This is a genomic window from Dietzia alimentaria 72 (assembly GCF_000226215.1).
Lineage (GTDB): Bacteria > Actinomycetota > Actinomycetes > Mycobacteriales > Mycobacteriaceae > Dietzia > Dietzia alimentaria.
The window spans coordinates 533,786-558,719 of the sequence record NZ_AGFF01000023.1 but is presented as its reverse complement, the minus strand read 5'-3'; the positions used below and the strand labels follow the sequence as shown (position 1 = coordinate 558,719).

General features: G+C 66.6%; 25 protein-coding genes, 1 tRNA gene and 1 riboswitch. All 26 genes read left to right on the top strand.

What is annotated here, in order from left to right:
- Nucleotides 1–424: 424 nt before the first annotated feature.
- The 26 genes from ON04_RS12055 (at nt 425) to ON04_RS11930 (ending at nt 24,762) form a co-directional block, all read left to right on the top strand.
- Entirely contained in the window at nt 425–1,216 is a 792-nt protein-coding gene (locus ON04_RS12055; protein WP_193350608.1) for a tetratricopeptide repeat protein, read from the top strand.
- The gene (locus tag ON04_RS12050; protein ID WP_010541879.1) at nt 1,213–2,208 is read left to right on the top strand and encodes an HAD-IIA family hydrolase; all 996 of its coding nucleotides are present in this window, start codon (nt 1,213–1,215) and stop codon (nt 2,206–2,208) included. Before ON04_RS12055 ends, ON04_RS12050 begins: the two co-directional genes overlap by 4 nt.
- Nucleotides 2,209–2,218: 10 nt before the next feature.
- Nucleotides 2,219–2,437 (top strand): hypothetical protein, encoded by a 219-nt coding sequence (locus ON04_RS12045; RefSeq protein ID WP_141564748.1) that lies wholly within the window; start codon nt 2,219–2,221, stop codon nt 2,435–2,437.
- Complete coding sequence (locus ON04_RS12040) at nt 2,437–3,258, top strand: TlyA family RNA methyltransferase (protein WP_010541877.1); 822 nt, start codon at nt 2,437–2,439, stop codon at nt 3,256–3,258. The genes ON04_RS12045 and ON04_RS12040 overlap by 1 nt, the downstream gene beginning before the upstream one ends.
- The gene (locus tag ON04_RS12035) at nt 3,255–4,184 is read left to right on the top strand and encodes an NAD kinase (RefSeq protein WP_010541876.1); all 930 of its coding nucleotides are present in this window, start codon (nt 3,255–3,257) and stop codon (nt 4,182–4,184) included. The genes ON04_RS12040 and ON04_RS12035 overlap by 4 nt, the downstream gene beginning before the upstream one ends.
- A gap of 9 nt (nt 4,185–4,193) precedes the next feature.
- On the top strand, nt 4,194–5,939 hold the full coding sequence (gene recN, locus ON04_RS12030) for a DNA repair protein RecN (RefSeq protein ID WP_010541875.1): 1,746 nt from the start codon (nt 4,194–4,196) through the stop codon (nt 5,937–5,939).
- A 59-nt stretch (nt 5,940–5,998) separates the two neighbouring features.
- Nucleotides 5,999–7,171, top strand: coding sequence for a putative cytokinetic ring protein SteA (gene steA / locus ON04_RS12025; RefSeq protein ID WP_010541874.1), 1,173 nt, complete (start codon nt 5,999–6,001; stop codon nt 7,169–7,171).
- Entirely contained in the window at nt 7,168–8,100 is a 933-nt protein-coding gene (locus ON04_RS12020; protein WP_010541873.1) for a copper transporter, read from the top strand. Before steA ends, ON04_RS12020 begins: the two co-directional genes overlap by 4 nt.
- A gap of 58 nt (nt 8,101–8,158) precedes the next feature.
- Nucleotides 8,159–9,931 carry a CTP synthase gene (locus ON04_RS12015; RefSeq protein WP_010541872.1) on the top strand — a complete coding sequence of 591 codons (1,773 nt, stop codon included), beginning with the start codon at nt 8,159–8,161 and terminating at the stop codon, nt 9,929–9,931.
- Nucleotides 9,932–9,936: 5 nt separating this feature from the next.
- Nucleotides 9,937–10,506, top strand: coding sequence for an NUDIX domain-containing protein (locus ON04_RS12010; protein WP_010541871.1), 570 nt, complete (start codon nt 9,937–9,939; stop codon nt 10,504–10,506).
- Nucleotides 10,507–10,519: 13 nt separating this feature from the next.
- Nucleotides 10,520–11,470 (top strand): site-specific tyrosine recombinase XerD, encoded by a 951-nt coding sequence (locus tag ON04_RS12005; protein WP_010541870.1) that lies wholly within the window; start codon nt 10,520–10,522, stop codon nt 11,468–11,470.
- Between the two features lie 85 nt (nt 11,471–11,555).
- The gene (locus ON04_RS12000; protein ID WP_010541869.1) at nt 11,556–12,431 is read left to right on the top strand and encodes a ParA family protein; all 876 of its coding nucleotides are present in this window, start codon (nt 11,556–11,558) and stop codon (nt 12,429–12,431) included.
- 8 nt (nt 12,432–12,439) lie between these two features.
- Nucleotides 12,440–13,291: a segregation and condensation protein A gene (locus ON04_RS11995; protein ID WP_033444285.1), complete on the top strand. Its 852-nt coding sequence runs from the start codon at nt 12,440–12,442 to the stop codon at nt 13,289–13,291.
- Nucleotides 13,282–13,986 (top strand): SMC-Scp complex subunit ScpB, encoded by a 705-nt coding sequence (scpB, locus tag ON04_RS11990; RefSeq protein WP_010541867.1) that lies wholly within the window; start codon nt 13,282–13,284, stop codon nt 13,984–13,986. The genes ON04_RS11995 and scpB overlap by 10 nt, the downstream gene beginning before the upstream one ends.
- A gap of 7 nt (nt 13,987–13,993) precedes the next feature.
- Nucleotides 13,994–14,752, top strand: coding sequence for a pseudouridine synthase (locus tag ON04_RS11985; RefSeq protein WP_010541866.1), 759 nt, complete (start codon nt 13,994–13,996; stop codon nt 14,750–14,752).
- A complete protein-coding gene (cmk, locus tag ON04_RS11980; protein WP_010541865.1) occupies nt 14,749–15,468 on the top strand; it encodes a (d)CMP kinase in 720 nt (239 codons plus the stop codon). The genes ON04_RS11985 and cmk overlap by 4 nt, the downstream gene beginning before the upstream one ends.
- Nucleotides 15,465–16,922 (top strand): ribosome biogenesis GTPase Der, encoded by a 1,458-nt coding sequence (gene der, locus ON04_RS11975; protein ID WP_010541864.1) that lies wholly within the window; start codon nt 15,465–15,467, stop codon nt 16,920–16,922. Before cmk ends, der begins: the two co-directional genes overlap by 4 nt.
- 71 nt (nt 16,923–16,993) lie before the next feature.
- Nucleotides 16,994–17,067, top strand: a tRNA-Pro gene (locus ON04_RS11970).
- A gap of 217 nt (nt 17,068–17,284) precedes the next feature.
- The gene (locus ON04_RS11965; RefSeq protein WP_010541863.1) at nt 17,285–18,424 is read left to right on the top strand and encodes a hypothetical protein; all 1,140 of its coding nucleotides are present in this window, start codon (nt 17,285–17,287) and stop codon (nt 18,422–18,424) included.
- Between the two features lie 125 nt (nt 18,425–18,549).
- A complete protein-coding gene (gene secA2 / locus ON04_RS11960) occupies nt 18,550–20,817 on the top strand; it encodes an accessory Sec system translocase SecA2 (RefSeq protein WP_238529317.1) in 2,268 nt (755 codons plus the stop codon).
- A 158-nt stretch (nt 20,818–20,975) separates the two neighbouring features.
- The gene (locus ON04_RS11955) at nt 20,976–21,578 is read left to right on the top strand and encodes a CDP-alcohol phosphatidyltransferase family protein (protein ID WP_010541861.1); all 603 of its coding nucleotides are present in this window, start codon (nt 20,976–20,978) and stop codon (nt 21,576–21,578) included.
- A 47-nt stretch (nt 21,579–21,625) separates the two neighbouring features.
- Nucleotides 21,626–22,030, top strand: a complete 405-nt coding sequence (gcvH, locus tag ON04_RS11950; protein ID WP_010541860.1) for a glycine cleavage system protein GcvH — start codon at nt 21,626–21,628, stop codon at nt 22,028–22,030.
- A gap of 110 nt (nt 22,031–22,140) precedes the next feature.
- Complete coding sequence (odhI, locus tag ON04_RS11945; RefSeq protein WP_193350623.1) at nt 22,141–22,560, top strand: oxoglutarate dehydrogenase inhibitor Odhl; 420 nt, start codon at nt 22,141–22,143, stop codon at nt 22,558–22,560.
- A complete protein-coding gene (gene ftsR, locus ON04_RS11940; RefSeq protein WP_010541858.1) occupies nt 22,557–23,291 on the top strand; it encodes a transcriptional regulator FtsR in 735 nt (244 codons plus the stop codon). The genes odhI and ftsR overlap by 4 nt, the downstream gene beginning before the upstream one ends.
- 79 nt (nt 23,292–23,370) lie before the next feature.
- Nucleotides 23,371–23,871, top strand: coding sequence for a bifunctional nuclease family protein (locus tag ON04_RS11935; protein WP_033444283.1), 501 nt, complete (start codon nt 23,371–23,373; stop codon nt 23,869–23,871).
- Nucleotides 23,872–24,120: 249 nt separating this feature from the next.
- Nucleotides 24,121–24,762: a MerR family transcriptional regulator gene (locus ON04_RS11930; RefSeq protein WP_010541856.1), complete on the top strand. Its 642-nt coding sequence runs from the start codon at nt 24,121–24,123 to the stop codon at nt 24,760–24,762.
- A gap of 33 nt (nt 24,763–24,795) precedes the next feature.
- Nucleotides 24,796–24,893: riboswitch (glycine riboswitch) on the top strand.
- Nucleotides 24,894–24,934 lie beyond the last annotated feature (41 nt).

Genomic DNA, 24,934 nt, shown 5'->3' with positions numbered 1-24,934 from the left:
TCACCGCCGAACACAACTTCATGACCAGCGGGAGGGACTTCAAAGTTCCTCCCGCTGGTTTTATTTGTGTCCATTCCAAACTTCGTGCCGGCCAACCGGCACACGTAAGGTGAACGACGTGAACGAACCTCGGCAAGATAATAGCGACGGCTCGCCCCGCAGGGGCGATCGCGATGTACCCCGCCGGGGCGACCGTGCCTCGAACACCGACCGGAGAGATAACTCATCTTTCGGGGAACGCCGCGGCAAGCGCTACGACGGAAGGGGCGCAGGCCAGCCTGGCCGGGACCGTGATCATTCCGGTTCAGGACGATCGAGAGACGGTGATAGTGCTGGTCGGTCAACAGATGGTCAACGCTCCTCTCACCCTGTCCCGTCCGATAGCGCCAGGGGCCGGGCCCCCCGTGCAGGGCAGGGGCGGGGTTTGCCCTCCGGGGACCGTAGAGGAGGTGGCCGGCCCGAATCGCGCGGCGGCCGCCCTGGAAATGACCGCCAGCGGGAAGGACGGCCCGGACAGGACGCCCGTCACGCTGTTCGTGAGGACGAGCCCGCGCTCCCCGCGGACATCGAAGCCGCGGACCTCGACCTTGAGATGAGGCGAGACCTGCGCAGTCTCGACAAGGGAAATGCGGACATCGTGTCCAGACACCTGGTCGCAGCGATGTTCTTCGTGGACGATGACCCGGAACGTGCGCTTGCACACGGCCGTGCAGCCAAGAATCGTGCGGGACGAATCGGTGTGGTCCGCGAGACTCTGGGTGTCCTGGCTTACCGTGCTGCGGAATGGTCCGAGGCCCTCGGGGAGCTTCGTGCCGCTCGTCGAATCTCGGGTGGTCCCGGGCTCCTTGCGATGATGGCGGATTGCGAGCGCGGCTTGGATCGTCCACAACGTGCGATCGAGCTCGCACGGGGCGATGAGTCCCGGTTGCTTGAGGGCGAAGATCTGGTGGAATTGCGCATCGTCGAAGCCGGCGCCCGCGTGGACATGGAACAACTGGATGCGGCTCTGGTGACCCTGCAGGACGCAGGTCTCGACGCCACCGCGACCGGAGAATCCGCGGCCAGGCTCGATTACGCATACGCGGAGGTGTTACTCGCCACCGGCCGTACCTCAGAGGCTGCGGAGTGGTTCGGTCACGCTGTCGCGGCGGATCCAGACCACGGAACTGATGCGGAGTCTCGATTGGCGGAACTCGAGGGCCAGGCACCGCAGTGACCGCGACCCTCGCAGCTGCCCACGATGCCCTGTTAGTCGATCTCGACGGAACCTTGATCCGTGGGTCCCAACCCATCCCCGGTGCCAGCGATGAGCTGGAGCGTTCAGGTCTTCCGGTTGTGTACGTGACGAACAACGCGAGCCGGGCACCTGCAGATACCGCAACTCATCTCCGCGACCTCGGCTTCGATGCCCACGCGTCCGATGTCATGACCAGCGCTCAGGCAGCTGTGGTGATGCTGTCCGAATATGTTGGCAGCGATGCGAAGATCCTGGTTGTGGGGCACGACAGTTTCCGCGATCTCGTTCGTGCGGCCGGGTACGACGTGGTGGCCTCCGCTGATGACCAGCCACAAGCCGTACTTCAAGGTCTCTCGCGAGAGCTGACCTGGGCTGATCTGGCGGAAGGGTGCCTGGCTATCCGAGAGGGCGTTCCGTGGATTGCTTCCAATACAGACGCCACGCTGCCCACGGAACGCGGCCTTCTCCCGGGCAACGGGTCGCTGGTCGCCGCGATGCGGACCGCGACTGACCGCGAGCCCGTTGTCGCTGGCAAGCCTGCGGCCGGGGTACTGCTGGCGGCTGCCGAGCTGGCCGGTGCGTCGCGTCCGCTCGTGATCGGCGACCGTCTCGACACCGATATCGAGGGCGCAGTTGCTGCCGGGATGGCGTCGCTCCTGGTCCTGACCGGGGTTCACGGAGTATCCGACTTGTTGTCGGCGGAGCCCGCGCGACGTGCCAGTCATCTGTCGCATGACCTAAGCGCCCTCGCACTGGCGCCTTCGGCAAGTGAGATCGCCACCGCGGTCGATCTGGCGGCGACCGCTCGGGACGGAGTTCTGCACGTAGAAGAGTGCCCCGCCGACCTATCCGGTGTCGCTTTGGCCCGCAGCGTGATCAAGGCCGGCTGGCGGCAGCAGACAACAGCCGTCACCTCCACTCAGTCGGAGATGCGGTCCCGGCTCACCGATGCCGGATTCGTCGTCGGCTAGCGTGGAGACCGTGAGCACTTCCGGACCCGAACCACGCCCCGGGCCAGTGGGGCCTGATATCGACGAACTCCGCGCGTCGTTCGACGACTACCTCAGCGGCTCGGCGGAGAGCGGAACCAGCGAAGCTGAGGGCTCGGACCTGACGGTGAGCGATGACCAGGTTCATGCACTTGATTCGGCACACGAGCTCCTCGCCCGCGCGCTCACCTCACTGGACACCACGCGTTGATGGCAGCCAAGCGGATGCGCCTCGATGCGGAGCTCGTGCGACGTAAGATGTCCGACAGTCGCGAGCGTGCACGTGACCTGATCGACTCCGGACGGGTGATCGTCAATGGCGTCGCCGCGACAAAGCCCGCCACCCAGGTTGAACCGACCACCTCGATCGCGCTGTCCGACTCCGACGAACCCGACTGGGCCTCTCGTGGGGCGCACAAGCTCGTGGGCGCACTAGAGGCGTTCGAGGAGATCGAGGTAGAGGGCGCACGCTGTCTCGACGCGGGTGCGTCGACAGGAGGATTCACCGATGTACTCCTGTCCCGCGGCGCTGCCAGGGTCGAGGCCGTTGACGTCGGCTATGGCCAGCTCGTCTGGCGCCTGCGTAGCGATGACCGAGTGAATGTCCACGATAAGACCAACGTCCGGTCGTTGACGCCCGAGCAGATCGGCGGGGTGGTAGATCTCGCGGTCTCCGACCTGTCGTTCATCTCTCTGGCCTTGGTTCTTCCGGCACTCGCGGCATGCGTTCGACCCGGCGGGTTCCTCCTGCCGATGGTCAAACCGCAGTTCGAGGTGGGGAGGGAGAGAGTCGGCCAGGGCGGCGTGGTCCGGGACCACGCCCTACGGATCGAGTCTGTGACCGATGTCGCTCGCGTTGCGGCCTCGCTCGGGCTGGAGCCGCTCGGATGCGTGGCAAGTCCACTTCCCGGTCCCTCGGGCAACGTCGAGTACTTCCTACAGCTGAGAAACTCCGGAGCCGGTGAGGCCGTGGAGATGAATGCCGATGCAGTGGCGGCGATACGCACCGCTGTCGAGGAGGGGCCCCGATGACCAGCACTACGGTGACAGGTGGTTCCCGACGGATCATGCTGGAGGCCAACCTCGAAAGGCCCGAGATCGTGGCCACTGTCGCTCAGGTTGTCGATGACTGTGCGGCTCGGGGTATCGCGGTGCGGATGCTCGCGGGCACCAGTCGCAAGGTCTCCACGGGTAAGGGCGTCGAGTCGGTACCGGATACCCCGACCGCGGCGGAGGGCTGCGAGCTAGTACTCGTGCTCGGCGGCGACGGTACGTTCTTGCGGGCCTGCCAGTACGCCTCTGCCGCCGACGTTCCGGTTCTGGGAGTGAATCTGGGGCACGTCGGGTTTCTCGCGGAATCCGAGGTTGCCTCGCTGAGCGGTGTGGTGTCGCAGATCGCTGACCGCGACTACCGGGTGGTGGAGAGGATGACCGTGGAGGCGACGGTCATCCACGGGGACACGGTTATCGGGCAGGACTGGGCACTCAACGAGGTCAGTATTGAGAAGGTTTCCCGTCAGGGTGTTCTGGAGGCGTCGGTCGAGATCGACGGGCGACCGGTGAGTGATTACGGATGCGACGGGATGTTGGTGTCCACACCGACAGGGTCGACAGCGTATGCGTTTTCGGCCGGCGGACCGATCGTGTGGCCCGAACTCGACGCCATCCTGGTGGTCCCGAACAACGCACACGCCCTCTTCGCGCGGCCGATGGTCGTGGCACCTACCTCCCAGGTCGCGGTCGAGACGGGGGTGCGGTCCGGACCTGCTGTGGTTGTCCTGGACGGTCGTCGGGTGTTCGATGCGCCAGCGGGCAGCCGGGTCGAGGTGATCCGGGGTAGACGACCGGTGAAGTGGGTGCGTCTCGACGAGTCACCGTTCACCGACCGATTGGTCACGAAGTTCGAGCTGCCCGTCACCGGGTGGCGTGGTCGGTCGAACGTCGACCCCCTCACCTAGGGTGGGTGCGTGCTCACGGAACTACGGATCAGCGGCCTCGGCGTCATCGACGAGGCCGTAGCCGATCTATCTCCCGGCCTGTCTGTCCTGACCGGCGAGACCGGGGCGGGCAAGACAATGGTGGTCACAGGGTTAAGGCTGCTGGCGGGCGGCCGGGCTGACCCCGGACGAGTTCGTAAGGGCGCGACCAGAGCCGTGGTGGAAGGCCGCTTCGACCTGGGGGCGGTCGACACCATGGATCCTGCGGACCGCCACGAGTTGAACGAGCTGCTCGAGGACACCGACGTGGATCTTGACGAAGATGGCAGCGTGATAGCCGCCCGCCGAGTCGGTGGTGACGGACGGTCCCGGGCTCGTCTGGGAGGACGATCCGTCCCCGCAGGGACACTGGCGCGGTTCTGTGCCCCCGTGCTGGCCGTGCACGGTCAGAACGACCAGCTGAGACTGTTGCGTCCGGACCGGCAACGCGACGCGGTGGACTCCCACGGCGGGGAAGGTGCCAGGGTCGCGCTCGAGGCCTATCGGGAGACCCACCGGAGATGGCGGGAGGCGGAGAGCTCCCTGTCCGAGCGCACGGGCCGTGCCCGCGAGTTGGCTCGGGAGGCTGACCTGCTGCGCATGGGGATCGAGGAGATCGACGCTCTGGCGCCGAAGTCGGGGGAGGAGGCGGAGCTCGACGCGCTCATCCGCCGGCTGACCGACTCCGAGGAACTACGTGAGATCGCGGGGCAGGCCCACGAGGTTCTCTCCGGGGACGGGGAGAGCGTGGAACCCGTTGTCGGGATCCTCGACCAGCTCCGCCAGCGACTCTCTGGCGCGGGGGACCCGGCTCTGGATCCCATCGCCACCAGCATCGAGCAGGCCGTGGCCGCGCTCGGCGACGCGGCGACCGAACTCGGTCTCTACCTGGCTGAACTACCGGTGGATGTTGCCGATCTCGACTCCGCTCAGGAGCGTCGACACGACCTGCGGGCACTGACCCGCAAATACGGCACGGATGTCGATGACGTGATCGCGTGGGCGGAGAGGGCTCGCACCCGGTTGACCGAGGTGGACACCTCCGACACCGCGGTCGCGGAACTCAAAGCGACGGTCGAACGTCTGTCAGCCGAACTCGTCGAGCGGGGTGCCGCGCTCACCGCGGTGCGCCGTGCGGCGGGGGAGGATCTAGCCCGGCGCGTGTCGGAGGAACTGGCGGAATTGTCGATGGGTGGCGCGGGGCTGGTTGTGCGGGTCACGCCGTCCGGGGAGGGCCTCACCGGAGCGACCGAATCAGGACTCGACGACGTGGAGTTGGCACTGGACGGGCCGTCGGGCGTCGTCCCTCTGGGCAAGGGCGCCTCGGGCGGCGAGTTGTCACGGGTGATGCTGGCGCTCGAGGTGGTTCTGGCAGAACGCTCCGGGGGCGGCACACTCGTGTTTGACGAGGTCGATGCCGGAGTGGGCGGACGCGCCGCCCTGAGCATCGGCAAGCGCTTGGCGCGACTGGCACGGACTCACCAGGTCATCGCTGTCACCCACTTGGCGCAGGTCGCGGCCTACGCCGACACCCACCTCGTCGTCCACAAGGACGCAGGGACCGTCGACAGTGATGGGGTGGTCTCCGGTGTGCGGGCCGTTGCGGACTCGGATCGGGTCACCGAACTCGCGAGGATGCTCGCGGGCATGGAGGACACCGACACGGGTCTCGCCCACGCCAGAGAGCTGCTCGATAAGGCCCAGGAACAGAAGTCTCAAGCTCAAGTCGACCGTTAAGGCGACACGCCGAGCCGACCTCCCTCGTCACTCGAATCACACGCGTGATACTCGGGCACATGAAGATGTCGGGTCTGCTCAGCCGCCGCTCCAACGACCTCGCCGGTGTCGCCGGCATCGTTCGTCAGGTCCGTGCGGGTTCACCGCTGTCGAGGAAGCTCGGTCCCAAAGACGTCGCCGTGCTCGACCTCAACCGGACCTCGGCCGACACCGCGCGGTGGCTCGTCGACGCTGGTGTCGCCGCCGTCGTGCATGTGCCGCGCGAGGGTGAGGACATGCTGCCGCGTGCGGCGTTCCGCATCCTCGCGGCATCGACCGTCCCCGTGCTGGAGGACGCCGACCTCTCAGAGGTCGCCGACGGCACCCGCGTGCGGATCGATGGTGGCATGGTCTATGCAGCCAAATCCGAGGACGAGATCGCGAGCGGCCGCGAGGCGGACTCGACCACCCTCCTCACGGAGGTCGACACGGCGGAGAAGGGCTATGTCGAGTCGGCTCTTGCGCACCTTGCCAACGCCACCGAGTTTCTCAGCATCGAGCACCAGCTGCTTCTCGACGGCGAGGGGTTGCCCGAGCTCGACGTCGAGTTCACGGACCGTCATGTCGTTGTGGTGACCGGTGGCGAGGTCTCCCGCGACCAGCTCGCTGATCTCAAGCCGTTCATCAAGGAGTACCGGCCGCTGCTCATCGGTGTCGACGGTGGGGCCGAGCTGCTGCGTTCGGCCCGCATGACTGCTGACGTCGTCGTCGCCACCCCCACCGAGGTCTCGGACGAAGTGCTCACCGATGTATCTGTCCTGGTGATCCCCGCTGATCGCGACGGTCGTGCCGAGGGGCTGGAGCGAGTCACCGAGCTGGGCGTCGGAGCCACCACGTTCCCCGCCGCCGCAACCGCGCGGGATATGGCGCTGCTGTTGGCCTTCCACGGGGGTGCCGAGATGATCGTGGTGACCGGTGAGGGCCGCGGGCTCGAGAACGCCTTCGGCGATTCCTCCGCTCCGTCGTCGACCATGGTCGATACCGCCGTCTCGTCCCGCCTGGTCCACGCCGACGCGTGCTCCACTCTCTACCGTTCGCGCGGGGCCGGGATCGGCGTCGCCCTCCTTGTCCTGGCGGCGCTGATCGCCGTGGCCGCCGTCGTGGTGGCGCGGGACTCGGCGCAAGAGCTGCTGGTCTGGGCCGTGGAGACCTGGAATTCCTTCGCGCTCTGGGTCCAGGAGCTCGTCCGTTGATCTCGCTGCGTCGCCATGTCCTGACGCTGGTCGCCGTGTTCCTCGCCCTTGCGATGGGGGTGGTCCTGGGGTCGACGTCCGTGGCGACGTCGATACGGGACGCGCTGGTGGACCGTGAAGAGACGACGGCGACGCGGCTCAAGACGGCAGAGGATGACCTCATGCGCAGCCGGTCGGCGGAGGATCGGCTAGACGCGCTGGCCGGGTCGCTGACCCCGTCCGTCCTGGAGAGTCGTCTCAAGGATCGCCCCGTGCTCGTCGTGGTGACGCCCGGCGCGTCCGACGAGGTCGTGCGTGCGGCGGCGGAGACTATTGCATCGGCCGGCGGGATCGACGCCGGGCGTGTGCGTATCACGGACAAGGCGGTCGACCCGGCCGCTGACGCCGAACTCGAAGCGCTTGTAGCTAACCTCCCGATCGGCGACGCGCCGGCCGAGGACGCCGACTTGGGCACGCAGCTGGGCACCGCACTGGGTCGGGCCGGCTTATTGCGCGCCGAGGACGCCAAGCCGCATCTGAACAACGAGGACCGCTCGACGGTGCTCACGACTCTCGCCGACGCCGGTGTGATCGACTTCGAGCCGGGCACCCTCCGGCCCGGGCAGCTGGCTCTGGTGGTGACCGGGCCGGGGGAGCAGGAATCGACGGCGGTGCGCGTGGCCGCACTGGCACGCACCCTGGACCGTGAAGGGGCGGGCGTCGTGATCGGTGCCGAGGTCGGTCAGCGCGAGGCATACGACGCGGTGACAGTCCTGCGATCCTCGGGTGAAGAGGACGTGTCGACGGTGGACTCGCTCGACACCGATGCCGGACTTCTGTCCTCCGGACTGGCCCTGGCGGAGCAGCTCGACCGGGGACAGGGGCACTACGGACTCAGGTCCGATGCAACCTCCGCCGCGCCGTCGCTCCCCCCGGTGTCGACACGGTGATAGCCTGAAGCCCCGTGGGGTGCACCGGAGCCACACCAGCATTCATTCATTCCGGCGTATGGACACGGGAGTCCCCTTGGCACTGAACCGAGCCACGTCGCGGTCTGCGACCAAGCACATCTTCGTCACCGGTGGCGTGGCGTCGTCGCTGGGTAAGGGGCTCACAGCCTCCAGCCTGGGACAGTTGCTCACCGCCCGAGGCCTTCGGGTGACCATGCAGAAGCTGGACCCGTACATCAACGTCGACCCAGGAACGATGAACCCGTTCCAGCACGGTGAGGTCTTTGTTACCGAGGACGGCGCAGAGGCCGATCTCGACCTGGGGCACTATGAGCGCTTCCTCGATCGGGATCTCAGCGCCAACGCCAACGTGACCACGGGGCAGGTGTACTCGGCGGTTATCGCCAAGGAACGTCGTGGCGAGTACCTGGGGGACACCGTTCAGGTGATCCCACACATCACGGACGCCATCAAGGAACGCATCATCGGGATGAGTGATCCCGACGAGTCAGGTCGCCAGCCCGACGTGGTGATCACCGAGGTCGGCGGCACGGTCGGCGACATCGAGTCCCAGCCATTCCTCGAAGCCTGTCGCCAGGTGCGGCACTCGGTGGGCAGGGAGAACATCTTTTTCCTCCACGTTTCCCTGGTGCCTTACCTGGCACCGTCCGGCGAGCTCAAGACCAAACCGACCCAGCATTCGGTCGCAGCGCTGCGTTCCATCGGCATCGTCCCCGACGGCCTGGTCCTGCGTTGCGACCGCGAGGTTCCCGACGCGCTCAAGGCCAAAATCGCCCTCATGTGCGACGTCGACCTGGAGGGCGTGGTCTCGACCCCCGACGCGCCGAGCATCTACGACATCCCCAAGGTCTTGTTCTCCGAGCACTTGGACACTCATGTGATCCGTAAGCTCAACCTGCCGTTCCGGGACGTGGACTGGACCGTGTGGGGTGACCTGCTTTCCCGCGTGCACGAGCCGCGTGAAGAGGTCGAGATCGCCCTCGTCGGCAAGTACATCGACCTGCCTGACGCCTACCTGTCGGTGACGGAGGCGCTGCGGGCTGGTGGATTCGCTCACCACGCGCGCGTCAATATCCGGTGGGTGGAGTCCGACAGCTGCGCCACCGAGGCCGGTGCGAGAGAGGCGCTGGGCGGTGTCGACGGCATGCTGATCCCCGGCGGTTTCGGGATCCGCGGGATCGAGGGCAAGCTGGGCGCGATCTCCTGGTCGCGCAAGAACCGTATCCCGCTCCTCGGCCTCTGCCTCGGGCTGCAGTGCGCGGTCATCGAGGCGGCCCGGTCGGTCGGTCTCGAGGGCGCTTCGTCAACCGAGTTCGACCCCGACACGGAACACCCGGTCATCTCCACGATGGCCGACCAGGTCGACGCGGTGTCCGGTAACGCGGATCTAGGCGGCACGATGCGTCTGGGGGCCTACCCGGCCGTGCTCGAGAAGGGTTCCATCGTCGCCGAGGGATACGGTGCCACCGAGATCTCTGAGCGTCACCGTCACCGGTTCGAGGTCGACAATGCCTACCGTGAGCGGGTCGCTGAGTCCGGACTGCGGTTCACGGGAACCTCGCCCGACGGCCACCTGGTGGAGTTCGTCGAGTACCCGCGGGACCAGCACCCGTTCTTCGTGGCCACCCAGGCCCATCCGGAGTACAAGTCGCGACCCACGCGGCCACACCCGTTGTTCGTCGCGTTCATCAAGGCCGCACTGGATTACGAGAACGAGATGCGGCTGCCAGTCGAGCCGTGGCGCGCAGATCAGACCGATGAGCCGCCCGGCGCCGGGGCGGGCACCGGATCGAACTCGAACGAGGTCTGAGGACCGTGTCGGACAGAGGTGCCCCGGGGTCCCATGACTACCGGACCGTCGCGAGTCGTCGGATCTTTGACGGCCGCGTGGTCCGGTTACGTGTGGACACCCTGACCATGCCGGGCGGGGGCACAGCCGATCGCGAGATCTGCGACCACGACGACGCCGTGGCGATTGCGGCGCTCGACGCCGGCAATCGTCTCGTCATGGTGCGGCAGTACCGCCACGCGGTGGGGGAGCGGCTCTGGGAGCTGCCCGCCGGACTGTGCGACGTGGACGGGGAGGAGCCCGTGGACACGGCGCGCCGGGAATTGGTCGAGGAGACCGGACTCGAGGCGCGCACGTGGCGTCACGTTATCCAACTGGTGCCGTCTCCCGGATTCAGCACCGAGCGGGTCCACGTGTATCTGGCGACCGACCTGCGCGAGGTCGACCGGCCCGAGCCGGAGCACGAGGAAGCGGACATGGAGATCGCGTGGATGCCCTTCGCGGAGGCGGTGGACGCCGTGCTGGACGGCCGGATCGTCAATGGGATCACCGTCGCCGGGATCCTCGCCGCCCGTGAGATAGACGACCGGTCCTGACGGGTCGCTCGGAATGGGATCCGAGGGTGGGGCCGCAGTGCAGATCCGCGGCTATCTGGACCACCTCGCCGTCGAAAAGGGGGCCTCGCCCCACACCCTGGCCGCCTACCGTCGTGAGCTCGATAGATATCGCCGTCATCTCGCCGAAGTAGGCGTCGACGACCTGGGGTCGGTCACCGAGGCCCACGTTGAGGCGTTCCGGGCCAGGCTGTCCACCACCGACCCCGATCGCGGTAACCGAATTCTGGCCCCGAGTTCCGTGGCCCGAGCACTGGCGGCTGTGAGGGGGCTGCACCGCTTCGCCGCGCGAGACGGAGTGGCAGCCGTCGACGCGGCCGCCTCGGTGACCCCGCCCCGTCCTGCCCGACGACTGCCCAGGGCCGTGCCGGTGGATCAGATGATCTCCGTGATCGAGTCCGCCGGTGACACCGCGACCGACACCGACCCGGCACGTCTGCGCGACCGCGCGATGCTCGAACTTCTCTACGCAACCGGGGCGCGTGCGGCGGAACTCGTGGGGCTCGACGTCGACGACCTCGAGGGGCTCGACCATCCCGAGGGCGGCACCGTAATACTGCGGGGCAAGGGTGGAAAGGAGCGCCTCGTACCAGTGGGGCGGCCGGCGTGCGACGCGGTGGGCGCCTACCTGGTGCGCGGGCGGCCGGCACTGGCGATCAAGGGGGGACCGGCGCTTTTCCTCAACACACGGGGCGGCAGGATCTCCCGTCAGACGCTCTGGAACACAGTCACGGTGGCCGCGGGGCGCGCCGGGGTCGACGCGGAGATCTCGCCGCACTCGTTCCGGCACTCATTCGCGACCCATCTCCTCGACGGCGGGGCGGACATCCGCGTGGTCCAGGAGCTGCTGGGGCACGCCTCGGTGACCACGACTCAGGTTTACACACTCGTCACCGTGGACACGCTCCGCGAGGTCTGGGCGGAGTGCCACCCCAGAGCACGGTAACGTGGCCGGAGACCGCCGCCTGGAGACCCGGGCGCGGATGACACGGTAACGAGAGGAGACGCGGGTGGCGCAGGACTCTGGGGCAATGGATCCCGCACTGTTCTCCCGCGCGGAGCTGTTGGGTGCCGACGACCCAGCAGCCGGTCAGGGTTTTTCGGCCATCCCCGAGCCCCAGCCGTTGACCACGCACGGCCCCGCAGTGGTGCTCTCGATGTGCAACCAGAAGGGCGGTGTGGGCAAGACCACCAGCACGATCAATCTCGCCGCCGCGCTAGCCGAGTACGGCCGCCGCGTGCTCGTGGTGGATCTCGACCCTCAGGGCGCGCTCTCCGCAGGTCTGGGAATCAGGCACCACGAGCTCGAGTTGACCGTCTACAACCTCCTGGTGGATCACACGGTCTCCACGGAGGAGGTGGTGGTCCGTACCCGGGTCGAGGGCGTTGACCTGATCCCCGCCAACATCGATCTGTCTGCTGCCGAGATTCAGCTGGTCAACGAGGTCGGACGCGAGCAGGCGCTCGGCCGCGCGCTGTACCCGGTGCTCGACCGCTACGACTACGTCCTCGTCGACTGCCAGCCCTCCCTGGGCCTGCTCACCGTCAACGCGCTCGCCTGCTCGGACGGTGTGCTCATCCCGATGGAGTGCGAGTACTTCTCGCTGCGGGGACTGGCCCTGCTCACTGACACGATCGACAAGGTGCGCGACCGGATCAACCCACGTCTACGTCTGACCGGGATTCTCATCACGATGTTCGATCGGCGCACCGTCCACGCACGAGATGTGCTCGGCCGGGTGGTCGAGGTCTTCGGCGATCAGGTCTTCGACACCCTCGTCACCCGCACAGTCCGGTTCCCGGAGACCACCGTGGCAGGAGAGCCGATCACAACGTGGGCGCCCAAATCTGCCGGTGCGCAGGCCTACCGGGCTTTGGCTCGCGAGGTCATCCAGCGCGGTAGGTGAGTAAGCCGGTGACCGGACTCGAGTCCTCGCCGGACGCGGACGGGGCGGCACCGGAAGCAGCTGTGGACGAGGTCGGGCCGCGGGAGTTCACCGTCCACCTCACCAACTTCACCGGGCCGTTTGACCTGCTGCTCAAACTCATCGACTCGCGACGACTCGACGTGACCGAAGTGGCCATCCACTCGGTGACCGACGATTTCATCGCGCACGCCCGCGAGCTCGGGGCGGAAGCCGGGCTCGAAGAGGTCACCGAGTTTCTCGTGGTGGCCGCGACCCTCCTTGACCTCAAGACGGCTCGGCTCGTGCCGTCCGGCGAGGTGCAGGACCTCGAGGATCTGGCTCTACTGCAGGCGCGGGACATGCTCTTCGCCCGCCTACTGCAGTTCCGCGCGTTCAGGCGGGTGGCGGAACTGTTCGCGGAACTGGACCGAAGCGCACGGCGCTCGTACCCGCGCACCGCCGGGCCGGACGAGGAGTTCCTGGGCCTGCTGCCGGAGGTCGAGCTGGGCGTCGACCCGGATCAGTTCGCCACGATCGCCGCTGTGGCGTTTCGTCCGCGACCGATCGAAGAGGTGGGGGTGGGGCACGTCCACACCCCGGTTGTCTCGGTTCCCGAGCAGGCTGCCCGGGTCCTCGAGCTGCTGAGGTTCCGGGGCCGGGGCGAATGGGTTGATTTTCAGGAGCTGGTCGCCGGCGTGGGGGAGTCCCTCGTCGTCGTCGCCAGGTTTCTCGCCCTGTTGGAGTTGTACCGGGCGCGCGCGGTCACGCTTGCCCAGGACGAGGCCCTGGGTGCCCTCCTGGTGAGCTGGACCGGCGAGGAGGCCGACGAGGTGACGCGTGGAAGGGACGAGTGGACGTGACAGCGGATGTGAACGGGGCGCCGGCGGCGCCGGACGGGGACGACGGGACAACTGAGCCCGATATGCACGCACCGCCACTGCGCGCCCGGTTGGAGGCGCTCCTGCTGGTGGTGGACCAACCCACACCGGAAGGAGTGCTCGCCTCGGCCGCCGAATCGACCGCCGGGGAGGTGGACGCGGAACTGCGCGAGTGGCGCGACGAGCTCACCGCTGCGGGTAGCGGGATGGACCTGCGGCGCAGCGGCGAGGGCTGGCGACTGTACACCCGTCGCGAGCTGGCTCCGTATGTCGAACGGCTCCTCACGGATGGTGTCAGATCCACCCTGACGAGGGCGGCTCTTGAGACCCTGGCGGTGATCGCCTACCGGCAGCCCGTCACCCGATCGCGTATCGCGGCGGTCCGCGGCGTCAACGTGGACGGCGTCATGCGGACCCTCGTGGCGCGCGGTCTCGCCGTGGAATGCGGCACCGACGCTGAGACCGGGGGCATGCTGTATAGGACGACGGAACTTTTTCTGGAAAGATTAGGGCTCGCGTCGCTTGACGAGCTCCCGGACATAGCCCCGTTGCTGCCGGACGTAGACCTCGTCGACGAGATGAGCGACGATCCCGCGGAGGACCCGCGGATACCTCTGGGGCGGCGCAGGAACTCCGCGCCCGACCCGGAACCACGACACAACGACGAAGAGATGTGACTGACCTATGACAGAGTCCGCTGGCCGAGACGGCGCACCGGTACGCCTACAGAAGATCCTCGCCCAGGCGGGGGTCGCTTCACGCCGGGCCTCCGAAGACCTCATCGCCCGAGGGAGGGTCGAGGTGGACGGCAAGATCGTGCGCGAAATGGGCATCAAGGTCGATCCCGCCACCGCGGTGATCCGCGTCGACGGCACCCGCATCGTCCTGGACGACACGCTCGTCCACCTCGCACTCAACAAACCCAGGGGATACCACACCACCATGGCCGACGAGCGGGGCAGGCCCTGCGTCGGCGACCTGGTCGCGGACCGGGTGGACGCAGGTCAGCGCCTGTTTCACGTGGGGCGTCTCGATGCCGACACCGAGGGGCTGCTCCTGGTGACCAACGACGGCGAGCTCGCCCATCGCCTGATGCACCCGTCGTACGAGGTGTCCAAGACCTACATGGCCACCGTGACAGGCGTGGTGGGCAAGGGCGTGGGCAAGCAGCTGCGCGAGGGTGTGGAACTGGAGGACGGGCAAGCAAAGGTCGATCAGTTCGCGATCGTCGACGTCCACGAGGGCCGATCACTGGTCAAGGTGGTGCTCCACGAAGGGCGCAAGCACATCGTGCGTCGCCTGCTGGCCGAAGTCGGCCACCCCGTCGAGTCGCTGGTGCGGACCCGCTTCGGCGCGGTGCCGCTCGGGGACCAGCGGGCCGGCACCTTCCGCAAGCTCAACCGCAAAGAGGTCTCCGATCTCTATCAGGCGGTGGGCCTGTGACCGCCACGCCCATCCGACGTCGTATCGCGATCGACGGCCCCGCCGGAACCGGTAAGTCGACGCTGGCCCGCACCCTGGCAGCACGCCTCGGGGGTGCCTACCTCGACACTGGCGCGATGTACCGCGTCGCGACCCTGCAGGTGCTGCGCGCCGGCATCGACCCAGAGAACGCCGCCGCGGTGGTCTCTGTCACCGCCGACCTGCCCTTGGAGATCGGCACCGACGCGGGGTCCGAACGCGTCCTCTTGGCGGGCGAGGACGTGAGCGAGGAGATCCGCACCGCCCACGTCACCGCGAACGTCTCCGCGGTGTCCGCCGTGCCGGAGGTCCGGGCGAACCTGGTCGAAGTCCAGCGCAGGCTCGCCTCAGCCGGCGGTACCGTCGTGCTTGAGGGACGCGACATCGGCACGGTGGTCCTGCCCGACGCCGAGGTGAAGGTCTACCTCACCGCCAGCGCGGAGATCCGCGCCCGGCGCCGCACAGACCAGGACCTGGCAGCCGGACGCGAGGCCGACTACGACCGGGTGCTCGCAGCCGTGATCGACCGGGACCGTAAAGATTCCAGCCGCGCCGCGAGCCCGCTCCGGCCCGCAGAGGACGCCGTGGTGATCGACACCTCCGACCTCACCCTCGACGAGGTCCTCGATCGACTGGTCGCACTGGCCGAGGGCATCCACGCGTCGCACGGCGCCACCGAAGAAGGGAACGCACAGTGACGACACATGAGGACTTCGACCTTCCCGCGGGCCCGCCAGAGGAGACCATCGAGGACGGCTGGAACGACGACACCGACTGGGAGTCCGTGGCCGAGGACTGGGCCGACGAGATCGGTACGGCGACCGAGAACGTGGAGATCCTGCCCACGGTCGCGATCGTGGGCCGACCCAACGTCGGTAAGTCCACCCTCGTCAACCGGATTATCGGCCGTCGTGAGGCCGTCGTCGAGGACGTGCCGGGCGTGACCCGGGACCGCGTGTCTTACGAGGCGCTGTGGAATGGTCGCGCCTTCATGGTTCAGGACACCGGAGGCTGGGAGCAGGACGCTAAGGGCATGCACCGGTCCATCGCCCAGCAGGCGGAGATCGCCATGAGCACGGCAGACCTCATCGTGCTGGTTTGTGACGGCACCGTCGGAATTACCGCCGCGGACGCGACGGTCGCCAAGAGTCTGCGTCGCTCCGACACTCCGGTAGTCCTCGCCGTCAACAAAGTCGACAGCGAGAAGGCCGAACTCGAGGCGGCGGAATTCTGGGGGCTCGGCCTCGACCAGCCCTTCGCACTCTCGGCGGCCCACGGACGGGGCACGGCGGACCTGCTCGATGAGATCATGAGGCTTCTGCCCTCCAAGGCCCGCATGCGTGAGGCCACCAACGCCCCCCGCCGCGTGGCGTTGGTCGGTAAGCCCAACGTCGGAAAGTCGAGTCTGCTCAACAAACTGACTGGTGAGGAACGCTCGGTGGTCGACAACGTCGGGGGCACTACGGTCGACCCCGTCGACTCGCTCGTCGAGCTCGGCGGCCGTGAATGGCGTTTCGTGGATACCGCGGGGCTACGACGCAAGGTCAACCAGGCGTACGGACACGAGTACTACGCCTCGCTACGGACTCGCGGTGCCATTGAGGCCGCGGAAGTGGTGGTGCTGCTCCTCGACGCGTCCGAGCCGATCACAGAGCAGGACCTCCGCGTGATCTCCATGGTCGCCGATGCCGGCCGCGCCCTCGTGATCGCGTTCAACAAGTGGGACCTCGTCGACGAGGACCGACGCTACGATCTCGACAAGGAGATCGACCGCGAGCTGTCCAGGATTCTGAGCTGGGCTCACCGGGTCAACATCTCCGCCACAACGGGGCGCGCGCTGGCCAAGCTGGTGCCCGCGATGGAGGCCGCCCTCGACTCGTGGGACAAGAGGATTCCCACGGGTCCACTCAATACGTGGATGAGTGAGGTCGTCGCCGCCACGCCACCGCCCATGCGAGGCGGGCGACTGCCGCGGATCCGCTTCTGCACCCAGGCAACCACTCGGCCACCGACGTTCGTGTTCTTCTCGACAGGATTCCTGGAGGCCGGGTATAGGCGCTTTCTCGAGCGCCGACTGCGGGAGACCTTCGGATTCGACGGTTCCCCGGTCCGGGTCAACGTGCGCGTCAAGGAACGACGACAGCGCAAGTGACCAGCCGATTGGAGTGCGCGCGCACGTTTGCGCTAGTCTGATCCAGTCGCCGCGCGAGAAGCGGAGGCGGACGGGCTGTGGCGCAGCTTGGTAGCGCACATCACTGGGGGTGATGGGGTCGCAGGTTCAAATCCTGTCAGCCCGACACAGAGAAACCCCGGGTCGGAGAAATCCGGCCCGGGGTTTCGTCCATTTGCCGAGGTTACAAAGAAGACACAGGGCGAGCTCGCCGATGAGTCCTTCACGATCAAAGTCGATTCTCGACCTGACAAAGGAACACTTGTGCCGGATTCACCGTTGAACCTGGTGTGATATTCCGTGGAAGTGACGCGTCCAGACGGGGCGCGGCCGAGGAGGGGCGCATGGGGGACGAGAGCACGGCGCACACCGCGCGGGATCGGATTGTGTCCGATATCGACCGGATGTGTCTCGGGGAGGGGCAGGCCCCTGTCGCGGAACTGACCGACCGCTCGGCACTGCTCGTGGCTTGCGGGTTGGTTGAGTCGCGTATCGGTGAGGTTGTGCGGGCGCGTCTGCAACGGAACCTGCAGTTCCCCACGGTCGGCGGCTTTCATCAGGTGCGCATCATCGAGGAGCAGCGTCACGATCTGCGACGAATAATCGCGACACCGGTGTCGTCGATGCTCCGGGTGGCCCTTCGAACCCGATTGGCCGAGCTGGACCGGAAGTATCTCGTTCTCCGGACGAGTTTCACGCGGGGGGCCGGGGTGTTCGCCTTCAGAATCAAGGACATCCGGGCGGACCGGCGACGTGGAGTCCACCTTGACACCGATGACCGCGGTCGTCTATTTGACGCGCTGGCGTCCACGCCCACAATGGCACCGGTCCCGCTGGTACCCAGGACGCTCGCAGAACTGGGCACGGTTGCCGCGGCCTACGGGCAACGGGGGATGGGACGAGTCGTCCTGCCCGAGCGGATGCAGACGGCGGTGCGTTCGTTGCCGTCGATACCTCAGATCCGTGCGGACCGGCGCCGGATCCCGGAGATGTATACGGCGATGCTCATGGAGGTCGGTGGGCTGTACGACCGGCTGTTGCGAGCGTACGCACGGGGCGGGCGTTCAGTCGAGGAAATCCGGTTACAGTTCGACGCCGAGAGTGAGGTCATGGGCCTTTCCGTGGACCTCTGCCGTTTGCGGGAGGCCGCTGCGTCGGCGGGCGTACCGCTGGCGAGTGACGGGTTCACCACGTTGACGGGTATGGGTGCGTCGATCGACGAAGTATGGGCTGAGGTCGTCGAGCGTGCGGTCGCCTTCCGCGAACTCGTGGAGTCCGTGGAGTCCCGTGCGGACACCGCCGTGGCGGAAGCGGAGAGGCTTGCTGGAATCGCGCGGGAGAACGGTGTCACCCCGCAGTCGTCGCCCTACCGTCCCTCGGCCGCGGACCTCGCGGCCGACCATCTGGCCGCTCGCGCAGGGGACCGGATGCTCTCCACCGAGGCGATGCGCAGACTGCGCGGTCAGATCGACCCGGAACGCTAGGGCTCGGACCGGCGGACCGGCGGGCCGCGCCTCCTTCGGCGCGATGGCCTGCGTACGGTGGTGGGAACTGTTCGTGACCGGGAAGGACTCCACGCGTGGGATTTGCCAACCGCTTCTGGAAGCTCATGGGCTCCACCCAGGGCCGCGACACCTCGCGCGCGCAGGTCACCGTCGAAGTGTCACACGGCTTCGATGACTGGGCGGCGGGACTGAACGACGACGAGTTCGCCGATGTCGCGCATGGCCTGCAACTCTTCGGTGATTCGGCGGAGGACCTCGCCAAGTTCCTCGCGCTGGCCCGCGAGGCCGCGAAACGGACTGTCGGACTGCGTCCGTTCGACGTGCAGCTCCAGGGCGCGCTTCGCATGTTCGCTGGCGACGTGGTGGAAATGGCCACGGGCGAAGGCAAGACCCTCGCGGGGGCGATCGCGGCGGCAGGGTACGCCCTCCAGGGGCACACAGCGCACGTCATCTCGGTGAACGACTACCTGGCTGCGCGCGATGCCCACTGGATGGGCCCGATGCTTGAACTCCTGGGCCTGTCGGTCGGGCACGTCACGGAAACCTCGAGCCGTGAGGAGCGGCGCGTGGCTTACGGATGCGACATCACCTACGGGTCGGTGTCGGAGATCGGCTTCGACGTCCTCCGCGAACAATTGGTGACCAACCCCGTTGATCTCATCGCCCCGACCACGGATGTCGCGCTTGTCGATGAGGCGGATTCGGTACTGGTGGATGAGGCTCTTGTGCCGCTGGTTCTAGCGGGCTCGACCTCAGGTGAGGCCCCGTCGGGAAACGTTCTGGCAGCTGTCCGAAAACTCCGCCCGGGACGGCATTACGAAACCGACTCCGAACGTCGGAATATCTTCCTCACTGAGGATGGCGCCGAGGCCATCGAGACGGAACTGGGCGTTGCCGACCTCTACGACGAGCACCACGTCGGCACAACGCTGGTGCAGGTGAACGTCGCCCTCCACGCGTGCTTCTTACTCCACAGGGATGTCGACTACATCGTCCGTGACGGGCGTGTCCAGCTTGTCAATGCCTCGCGTGGACGCGTCGCGGAGTTGCAGCGGTGGCCGGACGGACTCCAAGCAGCGGTAGAGGCGAAGGAGGGCGTCGCAGTCTCCGAAGCGGGGCAGATCCTGGACAGCATCACCGTGCAGGCATTCATTGGACGCTATAACAAGGTGTGCGGCATGACCGGTACCGCGCTCGCCGCCGGCGCTCAACTGCGCGAATTCTACTCGCTAGGCGTGTCCCAGATCGACTCCAACGCTCCGACTATCCGCTTCGACGAGGCCGACCGCACCTACATAGACGGCGACAGCAAGACCCGCGCGGTGGTCGAACACATCGCCCAGATCCACTCGACCGGACAACCGGTGTTGGTGGGCACTCATGATGTCGCCGAGTCAGAGGAGCTGGCCGCACGCCTTTCTGAGAAGGGTGTGAAGTCCGCAGTCCTCAATGCGAAGAACGATGAGGAGGAGGCCGCGATCATCGCGGAAGCCGGCGATGTCGGCAACGTGACGGTGTCCACCCAAATGGCTGGCCGCGGCACCGACATCCGACTTGGCGGCTCCGACGAATCTAGGCGCGAAGAAGTGGTCGAGCTCGGAGGCCTCCACGTGGTGGGTACCGGACGGCACCGGACCGAGCGGCTGGACAACCAGCTTCGGGGACGCGCGGGTCGCCAGGGCGACCCCGGTAGTTCGGTGTTCTTCGCGGCGATGGACGACCCGGTCGTCACGTCGGCGCTCGAGCAGGAGAAAATTCCGACCTCACACGACAAGATGAGTGGTCTGCTCAAGGGCAATCGTGGACGAGACGCCGTCGATCACGCTCAGCGCGTCACCGAGGGCCAGATGCTGGAGATCCACTCCAATACGTGGCGCTACAGCAGGCTCCTCGCAGAGCAGCGCGACATCCTCGCCGAGCGCCGCTCGGCGCTACTGCTGACCGAGAAGGCTTTCGACGAACTGACCGCGAACAATCCGGAGAGAAGTGCCGCGTTAGTGACCGAGCACGGGCGAGACGCCGTTGTGCAGGGTTGCCGGGACATCATGCTCTGGCATCTCGACCGCGGCTGGGCTCGCCACCTCGCGACCATGAACGATGTCCGGGAGTCGATACATCTCCGAGCGCTCGGACGAGAGAACCCGCTCGACGAGTTCCACCGGATCGCGATCGATCATTTCCGTGATCTGGCCTCAGACGCGGTGCGGGAGGCGGAGGCGACCTTCGCCGAGATCGAGTTCACCGATTCGGGGGTGGATCTCGAGGCCAATGCGATGGCGCGGCCCACATCGACGTGGACCTACATGGTCCACGACAACCCGATGGCCGCCGGCGGCAGTGTCTTCTCCGGGATGATGTCGACGTTCCGATGAGTGCGGCGCGCGAAGGCAGGCGGGAGACCGACCTCCGGGAGTGGAGAACTGGCGAGGGCAAAGTACTCGGTGCCAGGATTCCGACCCCCCGGGACGGTCATCTCTCGGCTGCGGTTCCGCCGGGACTTGGCCCGGAGCCACAGCCGAGCCGCCCCGAGGTGAGCGACAAGTTCTGGACTCTTCCGAATGCGATTTCTCTAGGGCGCATCGCCCTGATCCCGGTGCTGATCGTCAGCATTCTGAAGTGGGACGATCCGATGCTCGCACTATGGATCCTCGGCGCGCTGGTCGTCTCCGATTGGCTCGACGGGAAAATCGCCAGGCTATGGAATATGCGTTCTACCTGGGGCGAGCGCCTTGACCCGATCGCCGATCGGATCCTAGTGGCCGCGGTGCCGGTGACCTTCGCCGTGGCGGGGTACATCCCGGTGTGGGTAGTGGTAGTACTGCTGGCGCGTGACGCGCTCCTGGTGGTGTCGTTACCGGCCTATCGACGCCGCGACCTTGTCCCTGAGGTCACCTACCTGGGCAAGGCCGCGACATTCGCACTGTTCTGGTCTTTCCCGCTCCTGCTCGCCGGCCACGCCGGCGTGTTCGGGGGGCAGGCTCTGCAGATCGTTGGTGAGGCCTGCCTCTACTGGGGGGTCGGTCTGTACGTGTGGAGTGGGGGCATCTATCTGTGGCAAGCGTGGAGAGTTGTCCGATCGGTTCCCCCGCGCAGGATCGGATCGGCTGATGTGGGGCCGCCCGACAGTGTGTAATGTCGCCAGATGGAATTCGAAGTGAGCCACTCGAGAAGGGCACGTCAGTGAGCGATCAGAACATCCCCGACCAGCTCCGGTACACCGATGAGCACGAGTGGGTGGAGCGGGTGTCGGACACGCGTGTTCGCATCGGCATCACGGAATACGCGCAGTCCAAGCTGGGAGATATCGTTTTTGTGCAGCTCCCCGATGTCGGGGGAGAGACGGAGTCGGGTGAGCCGTTCGGGGAGGTTGAGTCCCCCAAAAGCGTGTCCGATCTCTACGCTCCGCTCACCGGCAAGATCGTGGAGGTCAACACGTCGTTGGAGACTTCTCCGGAGTTGGTCAACTCGGACCCGTACGGTGAGGGATGGATCGTGGTGCTTGAGGTCACCGACGCGGATGACCTGGAAGCGCAGCTCGAGCAGACGCTCGATTCCGATGGCTACGCCAAGATAACGGAGAGCTGAGCCGTCACCGGCCCCGCGTTTGCGAAGTCCGGCATAGAATCAACAGCACCGCACGGTGAGCCCTCGTTGGGCTCGGACGAGGAGAGACGAACGTGACCGAGAACAAGAACATGCCCGAGGCGACCGCCGAGACCACCTCGGTGTTCCGGGCTGAGCTCCTCAACGAGTCCGAGCAGCAGGCGGCGCAGTCCGACTCCGCTGTCACCGGCGTTGAAGGCCTGCCCGAGGGGCAGGCACTGCTGGTGGTCAAGCGCGGACCGAACGCCGGGTCACGATTCCTCTTGGACCAGGCCACGACGTCCGCCGGTCGTCACCCGGACAGCGATATCTTCTTGGACGATGTGACGGTTAGTCGGCGTCACGCCGAGTTCCGCAGTGAATACGGCAGCTTCACGGTCGTAGACGTGGGTTCGCTCAACGGCACCTACGTGAACCGCGAGCCCGTCGATTCTTCGGCGCTGTCGAACGGCGACGAAGTACAGATCGGTAAGTTCCGTCTCGTGTTCCTGACGGGTACACCCGGGCAGTGACCGCCGCCGGACAGGGCGCCCCCAAAGAGGACTACCTCTCCATCGGCGGCGTCATCGCACTTTTGCGTCCGGACTTCCCGGATCTGACGGTGTCGAAGGTCCGGTTCCTCGAGAACGAGGGGCTGGTCACCCCTGACCGGACCGATAGCGGTTACCGGCGTTTCAGCGTTGAGGACCGCGAGCGTCTCCGCTACGTCCTGACCGCCCAGCGGGATCGGTACCTTCCGCTGAAGGTGATCCGGCAAGAACTGGATGCTCTTGATTCGGCGATCGCCGACGGTTCCACCACGGCGCTGCGCCCACGGCCCGGGGCGGACGTTGTTCCGGGCTCGGCGCCGGATGATTTTCGCAGCGATACGGTCAAGCGGCTCACGCGTGAGAACATCGTGGAGCAATCTGGTGTGGACGCCTACTTTGTCGATGCGCTGGTCGATGCGGGTTTGATCGCGGCCGGGGCCGGCGGATTCTTCGATCCCGAGGCTGTGCTGATCGCGCGCACGGCGAACGATCTCGCCACCCACGGGGTGGACGTGCGCCATCTCCGGGGGTTCCGCACCGCTGCCGACCGCCAGACTGGTCTGATATCTCAGATTGCTGCCCCGGTGGCCCGGCAGGGCGACGCTGACGCCCGCGATAGAGCCGCCGAGCTCGCGCGTGAGATCGCCGCGCTCTCGGTCGCCCTGCATTCGACCCTCGTGACCGTCGCCGTTCGGCACGCGCTCGAGTCCTGACATCACACGGCATCTCGCCGCGGAGTGGTTCACGGCTACCCTGGGTGTCGTGGGAGAGGCGGAGAACATGGGAAAGAACATGCGTGAGGTCAACGTGGTCGGGGTGCGCTTCGAGGAGCCGGAGTACACACCCGTTTTGATCCTCCACGAGAAGGATGGCGGTCGGTACGTCCCGATCTGGATCGGCGCGGCGGAGGCGGCGGCGATCAGCCTGAAACAACAGGGAGTTGAGCCGAGCCGGCCGCTGACCCATGATCTCGTCGCCACGTTGCTCGAGACCTTCTCCCAGACTCTGGAGAAGGTCGAGATCGTCGGGGTCTCGGACGGCACATTCCTGGCGGAGCTGGTCTTCGAGGGCAAGCGTGTTTCGGCCCGTCCCTCAGATGCCGTTGCGGTGGCACTGCGGACGTCGGCCCCGGTTCTCGTGAGCCGTGAGGTGCTAGACGAGGTGGGGATCTCCCTCGTGGAGCAGGGCGAAGAGGAGGTGGAGGCCTTTCGCGAGTTCCTCGACCAGGTCAGCCCGGATGATTTCCTCGGTGGTGGGGACGATGCGGGGAAGCCGGGGGAGTCGTCGCGCTGAAGGGGTATGACCTGCGGGTATCTTGCTCACTCCAGTCACATGAGCACCAACGGGCAAGTAGCGACGCAGCCTAAAGTTCAACTTGAGGTTGAGGTTTACCGCGTGTCCTATTGATAGTGGGACCCGGCGGGCATAGCGTTGCCGTCAGTGAACTACACCGATGGTGTTCACGCGTTCAGGATCCGGGTCGCGAGGCCCGGTACCGTGCAGCCGCGATCGTGGCTGCACCCACAGCTTGAGGGAGCAAACGTGGCCGACCACACCCGGGTTCCGGAGCCGTCCCCCACCGGAACGACTACCGAGAATCTTTTCGGAGTCACCGACGAAGCCACGCAGGCCACGTTCGATGAGGTGCAGCCGGGGCTATTCCCCGATGACGGCATACCTGACGGCACCAGCGGTTACCGAGTGCCGATCGCCTGCCAGATCGCGGGGATCACCTATCGGCAGCTCGACTACTGGGCTCGCACCGACCTGGTGGTGCCGTCGATCAGGAACGCCGCCGGATCCGGTAGTCAGCGCCTGTATTCGTTCAAAGACATCCTGGTTCTCAAGATCGTCAAGCAGCTACTCGACACCGGGATCTCGCTCCAGAACATCCGCAAGGCAGTGGACCAGATCCGCTCGCGGGGAGTCCAAGACCTGGCCACCATCACGCTCTTTTCGGATGGACGCACGGTGTTCGAGTGCACCTCCAAGGAGGAGGTGTTTGACCTTTTGCAGGGCGGGCAGGGTGTATTCGGCATCGGCATCGGTGGCGCCATGCGCGAACTCGCGGGTTCGATCGCCGATTTCCCGGCTGAGAAGGTTTCCGCCGAGGACATCATGGAGCCCGTGGAGGATGAGTTGGCAGCCCGTCGCCGGGCCCGCTCCTCGCGCCGTACGGGCTGATCCGCTCGGGTCGTCTAGACTGGCGCTGCGTTCATGCGTCCCACGGGAGAGTTCCGCTGCATCCGCCGCGGACGCCGAAGGAGCAACTCCTCTCCGAGAATCTCTCAGGCACCCCGGACCGTGCGGTCGTCGAACGCCTCTGGAGAGCGATGGAACAGACCATCCGCCCACG

Bases quoted from the DNA above. Each gene is read 5' to 3' on its own strand.
- ON04_RS12040 (WP_010541877.1), top strand. From the start codon at position 2,437: ATGGCAGCCAAGCGGATGCGCCTCGATGCGGAGCTCGTGCGACGTAAG.
- ON04_RS12035 (WP_010541876.1), top strand. From the start codon at position 3,255: ATGACCAGCACTACGGTGACAGGTGGTTCCCGACGGATCATGCTGGAG.
- steA (WP_010541874.1), top strand. From the start codon at position 5,999: ATGAAGATGTCGGGTCTGCTCAGCCGCCGCTCCAACGACCTCGCCGGT.
- ON04_RS12015 (WP_010541872.1), top strand. From the start codon at position 8,159: ATGGACACGGGAGTCCCCTTGGCACTGAACCGAGCCACGTCGCGGTCT.
- ON04_RS12005 (WP_010541870.1), top strand. From the start codon at position 10,520: ATGGGATCCGAGGGTGGGGCCGCAGTGCAGATCCGCGGCTATCTGGAC.
- ON04_RS12000 (WP_010541869.1), top strand. From the start codon at position 11,556: ATGGATCCCGCACTGTTCTCCCGCGCGGAGCTGTTGGGTGCCGACGAC.
- ON04_RS11985 (WP_010541866.1), top strand. From the start codon at position 13,994: ATGACAGAGTCCGCTGGCCGAGACGGCGCACCGGTACGCCTACAGAAG.
- ON04_RS11965 (WP_010541863.1), top strand. From the start codon at position 17,285: ATGGGGGACGAGAGCACGGCGCACACCGCGCGGGATCGGATTGTGTCC.
- secA2 (WP_238529317.1), top strand. From the start codon at position 18,550: ATGGGCTCCACCCAGGGCCGCGACACCTCGCGCGCGCAGGTCACCGTC.
- odhI (WP_193350623.1), top strand. From the start codon at position 22,141: ATGCCCGAGGCGACCGCCGAGACCACCTCGGTGTTCCGGGCTGAGCTC.
- ON04_RS11935 (WP_033444283.1), top strand. From the start codon at position 23,371: ATGCGTGAGGTCAACGTGGTCGGGGTGCGCTTCGAGGAGCCGGAGTAC.